16 protein-coding genes and 1 tRNA gene are annotated in these 16,795 nt (G+C 68.2%); 6 read left to right on the forward strand and 11 right to left on the reverse strand.

Annotated elements, in window-relative coordinates:
* On the reverse strand, positions 1 to 1,653 hold a 1,653-nt coding region (locus C5B96_RS02430), incomplete at its 3' end, for a sigma-70 family RNA polymerase sigma factor (RefSeq protein ID WP_146078066.1).
* A gap of 228 nt (positions 1,654 to 1,881) precedes the next feature.
* Between C5B96_RS02430 and glyA the strand changes: the two genes are divergently transcribed.
* Together glyA and C5B96_RS02440 are read left to right on the forward strand one after the other, a co-directional pair.
* Positions 1,882 to 3,165 carry a serine hydroxymethyltransferase gene (glyA, locus tag C5B96_RS02435; RefSeq protein ID WP_104242623.1) on the forward strand — a complete coding sequence of 428 codons (1,284 nt, stop codon included), beginning with the start codon at positions 1,882 to 1,884 and terminating at the stop codon, positions 3,163 to 3,165.
* 10 nt (positions 3,166 to 3,175) lie between these two features.
* The gene (locus C5B96_RS02440; RefSeq protein ID WP_104242625.1) at positions 3,176 to 4,108 is read left to right on the forward strand and encodes an aldose 1-epimerase family protein; all 933 of its coding nucleotides are present in this window, start codon (positions 3,176 to 3,178) and stop codon (positions 4,106 to 4,108) included.
* Between the two features lie 110 nt (positions 4,109 to 4,218).
* On the opposite strand, the gene C5B96_RS02445 is transcribed toward C5B96_RS02440, so the two are convergent.
* The 3 genes from C5B96_RS02445 to C5B96_RS02450 form a co-directional block, all read right to left on the reverse strand.
* On the reverse strand, positions 4,219 to 4,464 hold the full coding sequence (locus tag C5B96_RS02445) for a hypothetical protein (RefSeq protein WP_104242627.1): 246 nt from the start codon (positions 4,462 to 4,464) through the stop codon (positions 4,219 to 4,221).
* Between the two features lie 142 nt (positions 4,465 to 4,606).
* The gene (locus tag C5B96_RS17280) at positions 4,607 to 4,744 is read right to left on the reverse strand and encodes a hypothetical protein (RefSeq protein WP_158507100.1); all 138 of its coding nucleotides are present in this window, start codon (positions 4,742 to 4,744) and stop codon (positions 4,607 to 4,609) included.
* A gap of 138 nt (positions 4,745 to 4,882) precedes the next feature.
* Positions 4,883 to 5,500 (reverse strand): hypothetical protein, encoded by a 618-nt coding sequence (locus C5B96_RS02450; RefSeq protein ID WP_104242629.1) that lies wholly within the window; start codon positions 5,498 to 5,500, stop codon positions 4,883 to 4,885.
* Between the two features lie 116 nt (positions 5,501 to 5,616).
* Between C5B96_RS02450 and C5B96_RS18040 the strand changes: the two genes are divergently transcribed.
* The gene (locus tag C5B96_RS18040) at positions 5,617 to 6,426 is read left to right on the forward strand and encodes a Pr6Pr family membrane protein (protein ID WP_369826419.1); all 810 of its coding nucleotides are present in this window, start codon (positions 5,617 to 5,619) and stop codon (positions 6,424 to 6,426) included.
* Here C5B96_RS18040 and C5B96_RS02455 read toward each other — a convergent pair.
* Positions 6,388 to 6,460 (reverse strand) — tRNA-Lys (locus C5B96_RS02455). The two genes, C5B96_RS18040 and C5B96_RS02455, sit on opposite strands and share 39 nt — an antisense overlap.
* A gap of 90 nt (positions 6,461 to 6,550) precedes the next feature.
* Between C5B96_RS02455 and C5B96_RS02460 the strand changes: the two genes are divergently transcribed.
* The 3 genes from C5B96_RS02460 to C5B96_RS02470 all read left to right on the forward strand — a co-directional run bounded on the left by C5B96_RS02460 (position 6,551) and on the right by C5B96_RS02470 (position 8,951).
* Positions 6,551 to 7,180, forward strand: coding sequence for a DNA-directed RNA polymerase subunit beta (locus C5B96_RS02460; protein WP_104242630.1), 630 nt, complete (start codon positions 6,551 to 6,553; stop codon positions 7,178 to 7,180).
* Between the two features lie 323 nt (positions 7,181 to 7,503).
* Positions 7,504 to 8,097, forward strand: coding sequence for a sigma-70 family RNA polymerase sigma factor (locus C5B96_RS02465; RefSeq protein WP_104242632.1), 594 nt, complete (start codon positions 7,504 to 7,506; stop codon positions 8,095 to 8,097).
* Positions 8,094 to 8,951 carry an anti-sigma factor domain-containing protein gene (locus C5B96_RS02470; protein ID WP_104242634.1) on the forward strand — a complete coding sequence of 286 codons (858 nt, stop codon included), beginning with the start codon at positions 8,094 to 8,096 and terminating at the stop codon, positions 8,949 to 8,951. The genes C5B96_RS02465 and C5B96_RS02470 overlap by 4 nt, the downstream gene beginning before the upstream one ends.
* A gap of 116 nt (positions 8,952 to 9,067) precedes the next feature.
* Here C5B96_RS02470 and pstB read toward each other — a convergent pair whose 3' ends face one another.
* The 6 genes from pstB to C5B96_RS02500 form a co-directional block, all read right to left on the reverse strand.
* Positions 9,068 to 9,847, reverse strand: coding sequence for a phosphate ABC transporter ATP-binding protein PstB (pstB, locus tag C5B96_RS02475; RefSeq protein WP_104242636.1), 780 nt, complete (start codon positions 9,845 to 9,847; stop codon positions 9,068 to 9,070).
* Positions 9,848 to 9,904: 57 nt separating this feature from the next.
* Entirely contained in the window at positions 9,905 to 11,008 is a 1,104-nt protein-coding gene (gene pstA / locus C5B96_RS02480; protein ID WP_369826420.1) for a phosphate ABC transporter permease PstA, read from the reverse strand.
* The gene (pstC, locus tag C5B96_RS02485; RefSeq protein ID WP_233188951.1) at positions 11,002 to 12,072 is read right to left on the reverse strand and encodes a phosphate ABC transporter permease subunit PstC; all 1,071 of its coding nucleotides are present in this window, start codon (positions 12,070 to 12,072) and stop codon (positions 11,002 to 11,004) included. The genes pstA and pstC overlap by 7 nt, the downstream gene beginning before the upstream one ends.
* Before the next feature lie 197 nt (positions 12,073 to 12,269).
* The gene (locus tag C5B96_RS02490; protein WP_104242640.1) at positions 12,270 to 13,394 is read right to left on the reverse strand and encodes a phosphate ABC transporter substrate-binding protein PstS; all 1,125 of its coding nucleotides are present in this window, start codon (positions 13,392 to 13,394) and stop codon (positions 12,270 to 12,272) included.
* A gap of 219 nt (positions 13,395 to 13,613) precedes the next feature.
* Positions 13,614 to 14,543 carry an NUDIX hydrolase gene (locus tag C5B96_RS02495; protein ID WP_199176526.1) on the reverse strand — a complete coding sequence of 310 codons (930 nt, stop codon included), beginning with the start codon at positions 14,541 to 14,543 and terminating at the stop codon, positions 13,614 to 13,616.
* Positions 14,540 to 16,720: an RNA degradosome polyphosphate kinase gene (locus C5B96_RS02500; RefSeq protein WP_104242644.1), complete on the reverse strand. Its 2,181-nt coding sequence runs from the start codon at positions 16,718 to 16,720 to the stop codon at positions 14,540 to 14,542. The genes C5B96_RS02495 and C5B96_RS02500 overlap by 4 nt, the downstream gene beginning before the upstream one ends.
* Positions 16,721 to 16,795: the final 75 nt, after the last annotated feature.

Below are 16,795 nucleotides of genomic sequence, written 5' to 3' on the forward strand. Positions count from 1 at the left end.
CCCCTCACTGGTGGTGGGGCCGGCGGCGGGGAGGGTCGCGTTCGGAGCAGATCGGCTGGGAGTCGAGGCACCCGAACCGCCCGAGGTGGAGCCGTCGCCCGAGCGGGAGGGCGAGTCTGCGTCTGGGTTTCGGACGATCGGCAGCAGGACGCCGTTCTGACGGGATCGCCCGGCGGTCGAGACGGCAGCTGCCGCGCCCGCGCCCCCACCACCAGTGAGGGGTGCGAGGGCGGACTCGGAGCGCTCATCGGTGGTCGACGACGACCCCGCCTCGACGACGGACGGCGCCGTACTTGTCAGTGCGGGCGAGAGGAGGAACGCTGCTCCGACGGCCGCGGCCGTCGCCAGGCCGAACCCGACGGCGGTGCGAGCCCGCGGGAAGACCGAGACGAGCCCGCGGCGCGCGGCGCCGACGACCCCGTTGCCCCGGGGCGCGACCGGGCGAAGGGCCCCCGCGGCTTGAGGCTGTGTTGTGGCACGCGGACCGCTGGCGCCCGAAACGAGGGTTGGCGACGCGGATGTCGCGGGCGCGGTGGTGGTAGGTGCTGTGGTGGTAGGTGCCGTGGTGATCGGTGCTGTGGCCGACATGGAGGCGGTGTGAACTGCCCCTGTGGCCGTCGGGGCAGGCAAACCCGCTGGAGTGCCGGCGACAGCCGCCGGCACCGGAGGCATCGCCGCGAGGCTCGCGTGCGCGGCGGCACCCGACCCCGCATGCAACGCCGACCCCGCGTGCGCCGCCGACCCCGCATGCAGCCCGACACCCGCGTGCAGCCCCACCCCCGCGTGCGCTGCCGCCCCTGACCCGCCCGCGTGCAGCGCAGCAGCGGCAGCCGACACCGCAGCACCCCCGCCGCCCTGCATCGACACCGTGTAGGCGGCTGCCCCCGCAATTCCCGCCGCGAGCGGCAGCAGCACGAGGGTGAGGCGCGAACCCACATCGCGCGCCTCCTCGCCGACGATGCTGCAGGCGGCGCACGACGCCAGGTGCTGCTGAACCTTGCGGGTCTCCCGGGCGCCGAGGCTGCCGCGGGTGTAGGACCCGAGTTTCTCGATGATCGCGGCGCACTCGGTGTCGGCGGCGCGCGCGAGGTGCGCGCCGATCCATGCCTGGCGGAGGCCCTCTCGGGCGCGGAAGGTCAGCGCCGACACGGCGTTCGACGTCATGCCGAGCAGGGGAGCGATCTCGTGCGACGCGAGCTGCTCGACCTCGCTGTACCAGAGCGCCTCCTGCCAGCGCGTCGGCAGGCTGCGGAACGCCTGCGCGGTGAGGCTCTTGTCGAGGGCGAGGAGGGTCTCGGCTTCTTCGCTCGTCGGGTCGGCCAGCGCATCCAGCTCGTCGCTCGTGTCGATCTGCGCACCGCGCTTCAGCTGCATCGCGACGTTGCGGATGGTGCTGAACAGGTAGGGCCGAAAGGCGCTCGTCGGGCCGCCGCCGTTGCGGATGGCCTGCAGAACCTTGGCGAAGCTCTCCGACACAATGTCGTCGGCGTCGTAGGAGAAGCTGCGGGCGACCGTTCGCCCGGCACGCGAGTGCCTGTTCCACAGTTCGGCGAAGGCTCGCGAGTCGCCGGCCCGGGTGCGTTCCACCAGGTCGAGGTCGCTCGGCCCTGTCTCGTCGTCGGGCACGGCGTGCGCACCGATCGGGTCACTCATCACCGTCACACCTTCCGTTCATCGAGCTCAGGTCGCGGCATCCATCGACACCGTTACTGAAGAATACTCACAGTTACGCGGCAGGGCAACGCTGCTATGCTGACTGCGTCGCAACTGGCGTTCAGATGGTCACCATCGGGAAGCGACTGACACGGATACGGCCGCTCGCCTGGGTCGCTACGGAAACCGCACCGATTGATTCCGCCCTGTCGAAAGAGGAGAGCCCCGATGCCCAGCCAATTGCCCTCGAGCTTCAACCACGCTCTCGCGAGCGTCGATCCTGAGATCGCCGAGGTTCTGAAGAACGAGCTCGGCCGCCAGCGCGGCACCCTCGAGATGATCGCCAGCGAGAACTTCGTCTCGCGCGCCGTGCTGCAGGCCCAGGGCTCGGTTCTCACCAACAAGTACGCCGAGGGCTACCCCGGCCGCCGCTACTACGGTGGCTGCGAGTTCGTCGACGTCGCCGAGAACCTCGCCCGTGACCGCGCGAAGGCCCTGTTCGGCGCCGAGCACGCCAACGTGCAGCCCCACGCGGGCGCGCAGGCGAACGCCGCGGCGCTCATGGCGCTCGCCACCATCGGCGACACGATCCTCGGCATGGAGCTCAGCCACGGTGGGCACCTCACGCACGGCATGAAGCTGAACTTCTCGGGCAAGAACTACCACGCGACCTCCTACGGCGTCGACCCGCAGACCTATCTCGTCGACATGGACATCGTGCGCGAGAAGGCGCTCGAGCATCGCCCCACGGTGCTCATCGCCGGCTGGTCGGCTTACCCGCGCCAACTCGACTTCGAGGCCTTCCGTTCGATCGCCGACGAGGTGGGGGCGAAGCTCTGGGTCGACATGGCGCACTTCGCCGGCCTCGTCGCAGCGGGTCTGCACCCCTCACCCGTGCCCTACGCCGACGTCGTCACCTCGACGGTGCACAAGACGCTCGCCGGCCCCCGGAGCGGCGTCGTGCTGAGCAGGGCCGAGTACGCCAAGAAGGTCGATTCCGCGGTCTTCCCCGGCCAGCAGGGCGGGCCGCTCATGCACGTGATCGCCGCGAAGGCCACGGCCTTCAAGCTCGCCGCAGAGCCCGAGTTCAGAGACCGCCAGGAGCGCACCATCTCCGGCGCGAAGATCGTCGCCGAGCGCCTGATGGGCGCCGACACGGTCGCCGAGGGCATCAGCGTTCTGACCGGCGGCACCGACGTGCACCTCGTGCTCGTCGACCTGCGGAACGCGGCCATCGACGGCAAGCAGGCCGAAGACATCCTGCACGAGGTCGGCATCACGGTGAACCGCAACTCGATCCCCTTCGACCCGCGCCCTCCGATGGTCACGTCGGGTCTCCGCATCGGTACGCCGGCCCTCGCGACGCGCGGCTTCGGCGACGAGGAGTTCACCGAGGTCGCCGACATCATCGCCACGGCCCTCAAGCCGGCTCCGGATGTCGCGGCCCTCCGTGCTCGTGTGCTGAAGCTGACCGACGGCTTCCCGCTGTACGACGGCCTCGAGGAGTGGTGAGCGCACGCCGATGAAACCCCTGACGGGCGAACAGTTCGCAATCTCCTACGAGAGCCCGGGCGCAGGCCGCGGCCGCTCGAGCGCCGTCGTCACCGAGCTGGCGGCGGCTCTCCGCGAACTCTTCCTCGACGGGGTCGAGAGCGTCGAACCGCACTCCGAGAACGAGCTGCCGCCGATGGGCGCCGGGCTCATCCTCGTGCCCTGGCCCAATCGCATCGCGGATGCCCGGTGGCTGCTCAACGGCGCGCCGCAGCAGCTCGACCGCACCGAACCCTCCACCGGCAATGCGACGCACGGGCTGCTGCGCAACACCGCCTACCGGGTGACCGACCACCGCGAGAGCTCGGTGACGCTGGCGGCGACGGTCTTCCCGCAGCACGGCTACCCGTTCCGCCTCGACACGAGCGTGCAGTACGTTCTCGACGAGTCAGGGCTGACGGTCATCCATTCGCTCACGAACGAGTCGGCGAGCCCCGCGCCGGTCGCGGTCGGGGCTCACCCGTACTTCCGGGTGGGCGAGACGCCGGTCGAAGACCTGGTGGCGACGATCGATGCATCGACACGCTTCGAGGTGGATGCCGTGGCCATCCCCGTTCGCGAGGTGCCGGTCGACGACACCGACTTCGACCTCCGCAGCGGCCGGCGAATCGGCGATCTCGACATCGACAGCGGATTCGGCGGCGTGGGCATCCGCGACGGCGAGGCAGTGCACTCGGTGACGGCGCCCGACGGGTCACGCACCGAGGTCTGGGGTGATGAGAACTTCCGGTTCGTGCAGTTCTACACGCCCCACAACTTCCCGCGGGCCGCGGGGAAGGGCCAGGCTGTCGCCATCGAGCCGATGACGGCTCCCGCCAACGCGTTCAACACCGGGCAGGGCCTTCGCTGGCTGCAGCCCGGCGAGACCTGGCGCCTGCGGTGGGGCGTTCGCCACCGGGCCTGACGCTACGAAGCCTGACGCCACTGGGCCTGACGCCACCGACCCTCGGGAACGAGCACTGACCCGTCAGAACCGGGTCGGGGGTTCGAGACGAGCCCCCGACCCGAGGCGACCTAGTTCTCGACGTTCGGCGGCGTCTGGTCGACCTCGCCGACGAAGGTGTACGGAATCGGCTCGACGGTGTCGTCGCCGACATCACCGAGCGCCCAGGTACGCACCGACGTCGTGCCGGCCGCTTCGAAGGTGAGCTCCACGAGATCCTGGTAGGCGCCGTCGACGTAGGTGAGTTCGACGACTTCGTTGTTCCCGATGACTCCCGGCCCGATGAGTTCTGCCCGGTAGGTGCCTTGGTCGGTCATAGCTTCCCTGCTCTTTCCGTGATGCGTGATGCGTGGCGCCGAGCGGCGTCGCTCGGTCGGTTCCCAGCGTAGGGGGCGCACCTGCCGCCGAGAAGCCTTTGCCGGTGCACGTTCTCCCACATCCGGCACCGCCGAGCAGGGGTCAGCGCGTGTGCTCCTCGCGCGCATCCCGCACCCGCACCATGCGGCCGAGCACCAGCGCGAACGGTACCGACAGCAGAACCCACGCAGCGGCGACGGCGACGCCGCCCGTGATGACATCGCTGAACAGATCAAACATGGCAACTCCTGACGATTGAGATGCTCACTCTCCCGCCCCTCGCCGCAGGCGCGCTGCGAAGCGCCTGCAACGGGCCTGTGCGCTGACCGCCGCTCGCTGAGAGTTCTGGTGGCCACAGCTGGGAGCCGCCGCCGGGGCTCAGCCGCAGGTGTCGCTCAGCCAGGTCTTGATGCTGTCGAGCTGGGCGTTGTACCGCGTGTCGGCGAACTCCGGCCGTTCGGGCGCACTGGGCGTCGGCGTGGGAGTGGACGCGGCTGTCGAGGTCCCGCCGGGTGTCGATCCCGTCGGCCCCGTCGAGCCAGCAGTGGGAGCGGGCGTGGCCGAGCCAGAGGCTCCCGTCGACTCCCCATCGACCGCCCTGCTCCACGCGGCGAGGTCACGCCCGTACGCCTCGACGAGGGCCGACAGCTGCAGATAGTTCGGGGCGATCGCTCCGGGCGCCGCCACGGCCGCCTCCCTGATGGTGTCGTCGATGTCATCCACGCCGCCGTCGGCATCGACCAGCGCCAGGTTCTTCGGAACCAGCGCGAGGGTCAGAACATCCCCCGCCACGGCCGCGCACGCCTCGTCCCTGCTGCCGTACCCACCCCACTCGGCGTTCGGGTCGCTGCTCGCCGTCGCGCTCGCTGTCGGGCTCTGGATGCCCGTGGGCGCCGGTGACGCACCCTGGCAGCCTGCGAGCCCCACCACCAGCGCACCGGCGGCGAGGGCGGCGGCGCCCCTGCCGAACGACCGGGGTCGGAGGTGGAATGCCATCGATACCCCTTCCCTCGCTCTGCCCGCACGCGCTGTGCTGCCGGGTGCCGCGCAGACGCGCGCCTACGTTCACTCTGCCACGAAGTGCACCCCGGCTGGTGGATGCCCGCCTGCAGATGCCCGTACCCTTGGAGTTCACCCCGCCCGACCGCACCGGGAGTCTCGTGAAGGTCCTGTTCCTCGTTCTGCGCGTCGCGGCGCTCGCCACGACCGTGCTCGCCCTGGTCTCGCGTGCCGACTGTGTCTTCGCGAGCGGCGGCTGCCGGGCATCCAATCTCCTCAGCTACTTCACCATCGAGAGCAACCTCGCGTTCGTCGCGCTGCTGGTGCTGCTGATCGCGCGCGGCCCCCGGCGGCTGGAGCGGGAGTGGCTGACCGTTCTGCGGGCGCTCGTGACCGCGTACCTCGTGGTGTCGGGGCTGACATTCATCGCGTTGATCGCGAACGCCGGCCTGGCCGACTACGTCTTTCTGGTGCCGACGTCGGAGAAGGTGCTGCACTTCGTCGTGCCGTCGTACGCCATCCTCGACTTCGTGTTCGCCCCCGGGCGGCGGCGCCTGCACTGGAACACGGTGTGGGTGTCGCTCGTGTTCCCGCTGCTCTATGCGGTCTACACGCTGCTGCGGGGGCCGGCCGTGGGCTGGTACCCCTACATCTTTCTCGACCCGGCGTGGGCGGGGAGCTACTCGGCGGTGGGGGTCTACGCGGCGGTGCTGGCCGCCCTCATCCTCGGGGTGTCGGCCGCGCTGATCGCGGCGAGCCGGCTGCCGCGCTGGGGCTGGACGCCCCGCGACCCACGCCGCCGCGCGGTGCCAGCCAGTGCTGTACAAGACCGAGCCGTACGGAACAGCGCTGTACAAGACGGTGCCCTGCGCGAACGAACAGGGTGGGCCCCGTCGGGCTCGAACCGACGACCCACGGATTAAAAGTCCGATGCTCTACCAACTGAGCTAGAGGCCCTTGGGGAACAATCTACCGGTTCACCGGCGAGAGTGCTAAATCCCGGGCCGGGCCGGCCGGGCATCCGGAAGCTGGCGTAGCGTTGGAGGGGTGACCGACAATTTCCACAAGCCGACACTGTTCGCGGGTTCGACCTTCGAGGCGTTCAAGGGCGGCGAAGATCCCGCCCAGATCAGCCGGCTGGCACACGATACGGCCGCGGCGCTGCTCAGTCGGGTGCGCGCGGAACCCGATCCCGAGGTCATCGACCGGCTGATCGCCTACACCGACGAGAACGGCATCGACGCGATCGCCGAGCTGTGGTCGCGGGCATCGGCGCGCAGCCTGCCCGGCGCGCTCTGGCGCATCTATCTTCTGCGGGCGCTGACCCGGCAGGATCCGGAGCAGTCGAGCTTCGTCTTCCAGCGCGGGGCAGAGCTGTCATCGACGATCGACCCGGTCGTGGCCGGAGCGTCGACGCCGACGGGCCCTGAAGAGATCACGGCGCTCGCCGACCAGATTCTGCGCGGGCTGTTCGAGGGCGACTTCGCGGTCGCGCTCGACCGGGCGGCGGCGTTCTGCCGGTTGATGGCGAGTGGATGCGCGAGCCTCGCCGACGATGCCGAAGCGGTGAATCCGGCCAGGGCCAGTGAGCTGACGACACGCGCGCTGCGGTTCCAGGCCATCGCGGGGGAGCTGTCGGCGTGTGCGGGTCTCTGGCGCCGCGACAGCCTCGACTGACGAAGACAGGGGCGCCCGCGACAGCCCCGCCTGACGAAGACAGGGGCGCCCGCGACAGCCTCGACTGACGAAGACAGGGGCACCCGCGACAGCCCCCGGGTGAAGCTGGTAAACTGTTCCAGCCGGGCCGCAGTAACCCCGGGCTCCAAATTTAGCCGCTCCGAGCGGCCTCGCGCCGAGAGGCGTTTCTGCGGCCTGGCGCCTCCCTTTTCGGCCTGATTCTGCAGGCAGAGGGAGTTCCGAGCAATCCATTCGGCTCGTCGTTCCGAATCATGGGTGTCAAGAGAAACCCCGTGTTCGACCGATTGAGGCACAGACCTGAGATGCTTAAACTTGTGACCCAACACATCGAACGTGGTGACACCGAACCAGAAGTGAGTCTCGACTCGCTCCTGCACAAGGTGGCAGCCGCAGACCAGCGGGCCTTTTCAGAACTCTACGACAGGGTCGCCCCTCGAGTTCTCGGTCTGATCAGGCGTCTTCTCATCGACTATGCACAGTCTGAAGAAGTGGCACAGGAGGTCTTCCTCGAAATCTGGAAGACCGCCAACCGCTTCGACACCAGCAGAGGCGCAGCAATGTCGTGGATCCTCACGATGGCGCACCGCCGGGCGGTCGACCGCGTGAGAGCGTCGCAGGCCGGCCACGATCGCGACACGAAGATCGGCATCAGGGATCTCGAGCGCGAGTACGACCAGACATCAGAGACCGTCGAGATACGCATCGAGCACGAAAGGGTGAAGAAGGCCATGGGTCAACTGACTGAGCTGCAACGCCAGGCCATTTCGCTCGCGTACTACGGCGGCTACAGCCACAGCGAGGTGGCAGAAATGCTTCACGTGCCGATCGGCACCGTGAAGACACGACTACGCGACGGAATGATCCGCCTGAGAGACGAGATGGGGGTCACATCATGACGAAAGAAGAGCAGTACCTCCAGTCGGGTGCCTACGCACTCGATGCGCTGACAGAAGCAGAGACGCGCGACTTCGAGCGGGCGATGGCCGACTCGCCCGAGCTGGCCACAGAGGCTGCCGAGCTGCGCGCCACGGCGTTGCTGCTGGCCCTGGCCGCCACCCCGGTCGAGCCGTCTGCCGACCTCAAGAGCCGCCTGATGGCCCAGATCGCGGTGACCCCGCAGACCGTGTCGTCCTCCGACGCCGGTCAGGCTCCGGATGCCCGGCAGCTGCCGCTCGTACCGGCCACCCCGACCGTGTCAGACACGGAGATCGCCGACGGTACCGAGGCGACACTCTCGTCGCGGCGGTACTCTGCGGCTGAGGAGAAGGCCCGCTCCCGCTGGTTCGCTCGCCCGGTCGGTGCTCTCGTGGCCGCTGCTGCGGCCATCGCGATCTTCGTCGGTGGCGGCGCGGTCGCCACCCAGTTCCTGCAGAGCAACACCGGTTCCTCGTCGTCGCAGGCCTCGGCCAGCGCGCTGGCCGAGATCTACGCGGCCTCCGACGTGAAGTCTTCCCACAGCACCGTCACCGGCGGGGGAGAGGCGACGGTGGTCTGGTCGGCCGAGCTCGGCAAGTCGGCCGTCGTCACCCAGGGCCTGCCCGCCCTGCCCGACGGCAAGACCTACGAGGCCTGGTACATCAACGGCACCACGGTCACTCCGGCGGGTACGTTCACGCCGGGCGGCGACACTACGACGTCGCACGTGCTCACCGGCTCGCTGCGGTCGGGCGATGTGGTCGGTGTGACGGTCGAACCGGCCGGCGGATCGCAGGCCCCGACGACGGCGCCCATCCTGACGGTCGCGTCGTAACAGACCGCAGACGCGCACAGGCGCGCACAGCACGCAGAAGCCCCGCCGATCATCCGAACGGCGGGGCTTCTTCGTTGTGCAGGGTGCCGGCAGCACCGGCGACCGGATGCTCGGGCCTAGCCGAAGCGACCGCTGACGTAGTCCTCGGTCTCCTTCATGGTGGGGCTGCCGAAGATGGTCGTCGTGTCGTTGTACTCGATGAGCTTGCCGGGCTTGCCGGTGCCGGCGATGTTGAAGAACGCGGTGCGGTCGGAGACCCGGCTCGCCTGCTGCATGTTGTGGGTCACGATGACGATCGTGTAGTCCTCTTTGAGCTCGGTGATGAGGTCTTCGATCGCGAGGGTGGAGATCGGGTCGAGGGCCGAGCAGGGCTCGTCCATCAGCAGCACATCGGGCGAGACGGTGATCGCGCGGGCGATGCAGAGACGCTGCTGCTGGCCGCCCGAGAGGCCGCCGCCGGGGAGGTTCAGGCGGTCCTTCACCTCGTTCCAGAGGTTCGCGCCGCGCAGGCCCTTCTCGACCAGGTCGTCGCCGTCGCCTTTCGAGAGGCGGCGGTTGTTCAGTTTCAGACCGGCCAGCACGTTGTCGCGGATCGACATCGTGGGGAACGGGTTCGCGCGCTGGAAGACCATGCCCACCTGCCGGCGCACCATCACGGGGTCGACGCCCTGGGCGTAGAGGTTGTTGCCGTCGATCAGCACCTCACCCTTCACATGCGCCCCGGGGATGACTTCGTGCATCCGGTTCAGGGTGCGCAGGAAGGTCGACTTGCCACAGCCCGACGGGCCGATGAAGGCGGTGACGGTGCGCGGCTCGATGGTGATCGAGACACCCTCCACCGCGAGAAAGTCGCTGTAGTAGACGTTGAGGTCGTTGACTTCGATTCGCTTAGACACGGGTTTCCTTTGGGGAGAGCTGTTCGGGAAGAAAGAGCGTGGGCCGTGGGCGCGCGGCTAGCGCGAGCCCTTGGGGGCGAAGATCTTCGCGACGATGCGCGCGATCAGGTTGAGGATGACCACCAGAATGACCAGGAGCAGCGCAGCGCCCCACGCCGAAGCGTTCGAGGCGGCGATGTCGGCACCCGGGAAGGCGTATCCGGTGTAGGCGAGCACGGGCAGGGTCTGCATGGGCCCGTCGAACGCATTCGAGTTGAAGTTGTCGGTGAAGCTCGCCGCGAGGAAGATCGGGGCCGTCTCGCCGATGACGCGGGCGATCGCCAGCATGATGCCGGTGATGAGACCCGCGATCGCCGTCGGCAGCACGATGCGCACGATGGTCGCAAACTTCGACACGCCGAGGGCGTAGGAGGCCTCGCGGAGGTCGCCCGGCACCAGCCGCAGCATCTCCTCGCAGGCCCGTACCACGGTGGGGATCATCAGCACCGACAGGGCGACGGCGGCAGAGAACCCACTGAACGCCTTCGGGCCGACGAGGATCGAGAAGAGCGAGAAGGCGAAGAGGCCGGCGACGATCGAGGGGATGCCCGTCATCACGTCGACCAGGAACGTCACCGTGCGCGCCAGCCACTGCTTCGGCAGGGCGTACTCAACGAGGTAGATCGAGGTGAAGAGGCCGATCGGAATGGAGATGAGCGCGGCGATGCCGGTGATGATCAGCGTTCCGACGATGGCCTGCAGGGCGCCGGGCGTCTGCTTGACCTCGAGCGTGTCGGGGTCGAAGGTCGACGCGCCGGTCTGCGTGATGAACGACCAGCTGAGTTCACTCGCCCCCTGGATGACCACGGTCGAGAGCGTCGAGACGAGGGGGATGAGCGCCAGCAGGAAGGCGACGGTCACCAGCCCGCGCACCAGCCGGTCGGTGGCCTTGCGGCGGTTCTCGACGACGAGGGAGAGGATGCCGAGGGCGACCAGGTAGACGACGGCCGTCAGCACGAGCCATCCGACGACGTTGAAGCCGATGAGCAGCAGGAGCAGGGCGCTGACGACAGCTGCGCCGACCAGAACGTAGAGTTCGGCGAAGCGGGGCAGCTGACCGGTGGTCAGCGAGTTGCCGACCGGCCCGGTCGGCTTCGTACGCTGGCTGAGGGCGGTCAATATCTCGCTCCTTCGATGTCTTCTTCAGGGGTGGGGCCTTCGTCGCCGGGCTTACCGGAGCGACTGGAACCGGCGACCACGTCGATGGCGGTCGCCGAAGCGAAGTCACCGGCGGGAATGCGGCTGAGAGGTCCCGGCGTGGAGGGCCCGGCGGGCTTCGACTTCTTCGACTTCCGCGGTTTGGCGTTGACGATCACGCGGGCGATGGAGTTCACCGCGAGCGAGATCACGAACAGCATCAGGCCGGTACCGATGAGAGCGTCGCGCTGGAGAGTGGTGGCGATCGGGAAGTTCAGGGCGATGTTCGCCGCGATGGTCTGCGAGTTCTGGCCCTCGGTGATCAGTTTCACCGAGACCAGGATCGCGGGCGAGATGATGAGCGCGATGGCCATCGTCTCGCCGAGCGCGCGGCCGAGGCCGAGCAGGGTGGCGCTGACGATTCCCGACTTGGCGTAGGGGAACACCGACATGCGGATCATCTCCCAGCGGGTCGCACCGAGGGCGAGGGCGGCCTCTTCGTGGAGCCGCGGTGTCTGCAGGAAGATCTCCCGGGAGATCGAGGTGATGATCGGGAGGATCATGACGGCCAGCACGAGGGCGCCGGCGAGGATGGTCGACCCGGTCGTGGTGACGGGGCCGCCGAAGATGGGGATCCAGCCGAGGTTCGCGCCCAGCCAGTCGGAGAGCGGGATGAGGAAGGGCCGGATCACGATGATGCCCCAGAGGCCGAAGACGATCGACGGCACGGCGGCCAGCAGATCGACGAGGTAGCCGAGAACGGAGGCCAGACGGCGCGGGGCGTAGTGCGAGATGAAGAGGGCGATGCCGATGCCGACCGGGGCGCCGAACAGCAGCGCGATCGCTGCCGACCAGAGCGTTCCCCAGATCAGCGGGCCGACATACGACCAGAAGTTCGGGAAGGCGGCGGTGGGGCCGGTGTTGAGCTGGTCGTTCGTCGACCAGTCGGCGGTGATCGCCGGGATGGCCGAGATGATCAGGAAGAGGGCGACGCCCGCCAGGATGATCATGATGAGCACGGCGGAGCCAGTGCTCAGGAAGCGGAAGATGAAGTCACCCGGGCGAACCCGGGTACCGCCCCGGGAGGCGTCCGCAGCATTCTGCGGGCCGCCTCCCGAGGCCGTGCCAGTGGTCGAACCGAGGGTGTCGGTCGAGCTCGGGGGAGCAGATTGAACTGAGATCTTGTCGCTCACAGTGTTCTTTCTCGAGAGTTCGTGACGGGTTCGGTTCGAACCGGTGATTCAGATTATTTGACGGTCTCGAGCGAGGCGAGGACCTTCGTCAGCATCTCGTCGGGGATCGGAGCCGAGCCGGCGTTCTTGGCGGCGACCTTCTGGCCGACGCTCGACGCGACGAAGCCGATGAACGACTTGGCCAGCTTGGCCTGGGCCGGGTCCTTGAACTGGCTGCAGACGATCTGGTACGAGACCAGCGGGATCGGGTACACGTCGGTGCCGGTCAGCTTCGAGTAGTCGAACTTCTGCGACAGGTCGCCGGTTCCGGTCGGAACGGTGGTGGCTGCTGCAGCGAACGCGGCGGTGGCCGCATCCTGGCTGAACTCGACCTTGTTGATCGTCGCTGCGGTTGCGTCACCGATCGCGCTGTGGTCGGCGTAGCCGATGGTTCCGCTACCCGCGCCGACCGCCTGCACGACGCCGGAGCCGCCCTTCTGCGACGAGACATTGCCCGTGATGGGCCACGCGTTGCTGGCCGGGTTGGTCCAGATCGACGGGGCCGCGGCGCTGAGGAAGTTGGTGAAGTTCTGCGTGGTTCCGGAGCCGTCTGAGCGAGCGACGGTCGTGATCGCCGTGCTGGGCAGGGTCACACCGGGGTTGTCCGCGGCGATGGCCGGGTCGTTCCAGGTGGTGATCGCCAGCGAGAAGATCTTCGCGAGGGTGTCGGTCGACAGGTTCAGGTTGGTCACGCCGTCGAGCTTGTAGATGATGGCGACGCCGTCGAGGTACACGGGGAGGTTCAGGCCGCCGCCGGTGCCGCAGATGGCCTGGGCCGAGGTCTGCTGGTCGGCCTTGAGGGGCGCGTCGCTGCCGGCGAAGTCGTAGCTTCCGGCGAGCCAGTTGGTGACGCCACCGCCCGAGCCCTGCGACTTGTCGTAGTTCACGGTGACGCCCTTGACCTGGGCGTTGTAGGCGGTGATCCATGCGGTCTCGGCGTTGGCCTGGGCGCTGGAGCCGCCGGCCGTGATGGTGCCGGTCAGGCTCGCGTCGAGCGGAGCCGAGGTGGCAGCCGCGCTCGCGGTGCCGGTCGAAGCAGTGGTGCTCGCGGTTCCGGTGCTGCTCGACGAGCAGGCGGAGAGTGCGAGGGCGGCCGTGAGGAAGACGGCTCCTGTCGCAGCCACGTTCTTGAACTTCACTGTGTCCCTTTCAATTGGGGGGTAGTCCGACAGCGCCGCGGAGATGTTCGGGTGCAGGCGCTGATGGGGCCGGTGCAGGCCCTAAGCGAAAGTACGCGGTGGTCGTGACGAGAATGCCCCCGTCAGGTGAACGCAGGGTGAACAGCGTGTGGAGCGAGCGCGTCGGAGCGCTGATTCGGCGGGTACCGGTCGCAGGGCGCCGAGCGCCGAGCGCCGGCGCTAGACCTGCGGAACGTGCGTCTCGATCGCGATGATCCCGGAGCCCGGCTGGTCGAGCGAGAGGTGGAGCACCGAGAACCCGCCGACCGGGAGGTCGCCGGCGCGGGTGAGGGAGGCCTGGCGCGTTCCGCCGGCCGCCAGCCCGATCTCGCGCACGATCTCGGGCAGCACGGGGCCGTGGGCGCAGAGGATGGCGCTGCGGAGCTTGCGCACCCGCTTCGACACCACGCGCCTCACATCACTGGTGCCGTCTTCGAAGGCATCCTGGCTGATCAGGGGTGTCGGGCGCACGCGGATCTCGGTCGCCTCCGAGAAGGGGGCGACCGTCTCGCGGCAGCGCCGGGCGTCGCTGGTCACGATCACGTCGGGCCCGAACGCGCGGAGGGTGGGCACGATCACATTGGCCTCTGTACGCCCACGATGCGTGAGCGGCCGCTCGGCATCCGGCCCGTCGAATTCGCTGCCGGGGATCGTCTTCGCGTGCCGCAGGGCGATGAGCGCGAAGGTGCGGGCGACGCCCTGGTCGACGAGCAGCTGGAACCGCTCGAGCACCTCGACATCGCGTTCGTACGTCAGAACCTTCTTCGCCTTGCGGAGCGAGAGCCATTCGAGGGAGTCGACCTCATCGTTCGGAACGAAGGCCTCCCCGATGTGCGCCGCACCGTGCACCTCGGCGGCCCAGTAGTACACCACCTTGTCGCGGTTGTTCGGCATCGTGTAGCTCGTCACACCCAACGGCACACCGAGGTCGACGGCGAGGCCGGTCTCTTCGAGCACCTCGCGCACGGCGGTCTCGGGCAGCGTCTCGCCCGCTTCGACCTTGCCCTTCGGCAGCGAGACATCGTTCCGCAGCGGGCGGTGGATGACCAGCACCCGCACCTTGTCGCCGTCGAGGCGCCAGCACACGGCACCGGCAGCGTAGACGGTCACCTCAGTGTTCCCGGTCGCTTGCGCCGTGAGGTGAGGTACATGAGGCGATCCTGCAGGTCGATCAGCTTCTCGCCGTCGTCGTTCACGGTGTGCCTGGTCCACTCGCCGTCGCCGTCGAGCCACCACGACGTGACGGTGTCGCTCATCGCCAGCTCGAACAGCGCGCCGATCTCCTTGAGATGACCCGGCGCGACGAGGCGCACCAGCGCTTCGACACGACGGTCGAGGTTGCGGTGCATCATGTCGCTCGACCCGATGAACACCTGCGGATCGCCGTTGTTCTCGAACGAGAAGATGCGCGAGTGTTCGAGATAGCGGCCGAGGATCGACCGCACCCGGATGTTCTCGCTGAGCCCCTCGACGCCCGGCTTGATCGCACAGATGCCACGCACCCAGATGTCGATCGGCACGCCCGCCTGGCTCGCCCGGTAGAGGCCGTCGATGATCGCCTCGTCGACGATCGAGTTCAGCTTGATCTTGATGCCGGAGGGCAGGCCGTTCTGGGCGTTCGTCGCCTCCTGCGCGATGCGCTTCAGCAGCCCCTTGCGCAGGTGCAGCGGAGCCACCAGCAGGCGCTTGAACTTCTTCTCGATCGCGTAGCCGCTCAGCTCGTTGAAGAGTCGCGTCAGGTCTTTGCCGACCTGGTCGTCGGCGGTGAACAGGCCGAAGTCCTCGTAGATGCGGGAGGTCTTCGGGTTGTAGTTGCCGGTGCCGATGTGGCTGTAGTGCCGCAGCTTGCCCTTCTCGCGGCGCACCACGAGAGCGAGCTTGCAGTGCGTCTTCAGGCCGACCAGGCCGTAGACGACGTGCACGCCGGCCTTCTCGAGCTTGCGGGCCCACGAGATGTTGTTCTGCTCGTCGAACCGCGCCTTGATCTCGACCAGGGCCAGCACCTGCTTGCCGGCCTCCGCCGCGTCGATGAGCGCTTCGACGATGGGGCTGTCACCCGAGGTGCGGTAGAGCGTCTGCTTGATGGCCAGCACGTCGGGGTCGGCCGCGGCCTGCTCGAGGAACGCCTGAACGCTGGTCGCGAACGACTCGTACGGGTGGTGCACCAGAATGTCCTGGCGGGCGATCGCCTTGAAGATGTCGGGCCGGGCGTTCGGCTCGGGCGGCAGCAGGTACACGTTCGTCGTCGGAACGTGCTTGGGGTACTTGAGGTCGGGCCGGTCCACCTTGCCGAGCTCGAAGAGACCGCCGAGGTCGAGCGGGCCGGGGATGCGGTACACCTCCTGCTCGGTCACGTCGAGCTCGCGCACGATCAGACCGAGGGTCACATCATCCATCTCCTCCGTGATCTCGAGGCGGATGGGCGGACCGAACTTGCGCCGCAGCAGCTCCTTCTCGAGCGCCTGGATGAGGTTCTCGGTCTCGTCTTCCTCGATCTCGACGTCTTCGTTGCGGGTGACGCGGAACACGTGGTGCTCGAGCACCTCCATGCCGGGAAAGAGGTGGCCGAGGTGGTTGGCCATCAGGTTCTCGAGGCTGATGAAGCGCACGTCGCCGGTGCGCTCCTTCGGGTCGACGCGCACGAACCGCGGCAGAACCTGCGGCACCTTGAGGCGGGCGAACTCCTGCCGGTCGCTCTTCGGGTTGCGCACGCGCACAGAGAGGTTCAGCGAGAGCCCCGAGATGTAGGGGAACGGATGCGCGGGGTCGACCGCGAGCGGCATCAGAACCGGGAAGATCTCGTCGCTGAAGACCTCGGTGAGACGGTCGCGGTCGGACTGGTCGAGGCTCTGCCAGTCGACGATGTGGATGCCCGCCTCATCGAGAGCGGGCTTGACCAGGTTCTGGTACGCCGCGGCGTGCCGGGCCTGCAGCTCGTGCACCGCCACGGAGATGTCGTCGAGAACATCCTGCGGCCCGCGCCCGATGTTCGTCGGAACCGCCAGCCCGGTGACGATGCGGCGCTTCAGGCCGGCCACGCGCACCATGAAGAACTCGTCGAGGTTCGAGGCGAAGATCGCGAGGAAGTTCGCACGCTCGATCACCGGCAACGAAGGGTCTTCGGCCAGCTCCAGCACCCGGCGGTTGAACGCCAGCCAGCTGAGCTCGCGGTCGAGATAGCGGCCTTCGGGGAGCGCAGGGTCGTTGGGGTCTTCGATCAGCTCGAAATCGTCGTCGAGGTAATCCGCGCCCACGCCCGCGTCGAGAGTGATGTTGTCGCCGTCCATTCCCTCATCATGTCACTCACGGGCCGAGCGCGAGAGTAAACGGGAGGTGAACGAGACGGTGGGTGGATGCCCGGG

The sequence above is a fragment of the Subtercola sp. Z020 genome (assembly GCF_002931235.1).
Classification (GTDB): Bacteria; Actinomycetota; Actinomycetes; order Actinomycetales; family Microbacteriaceae; genus Subtercola.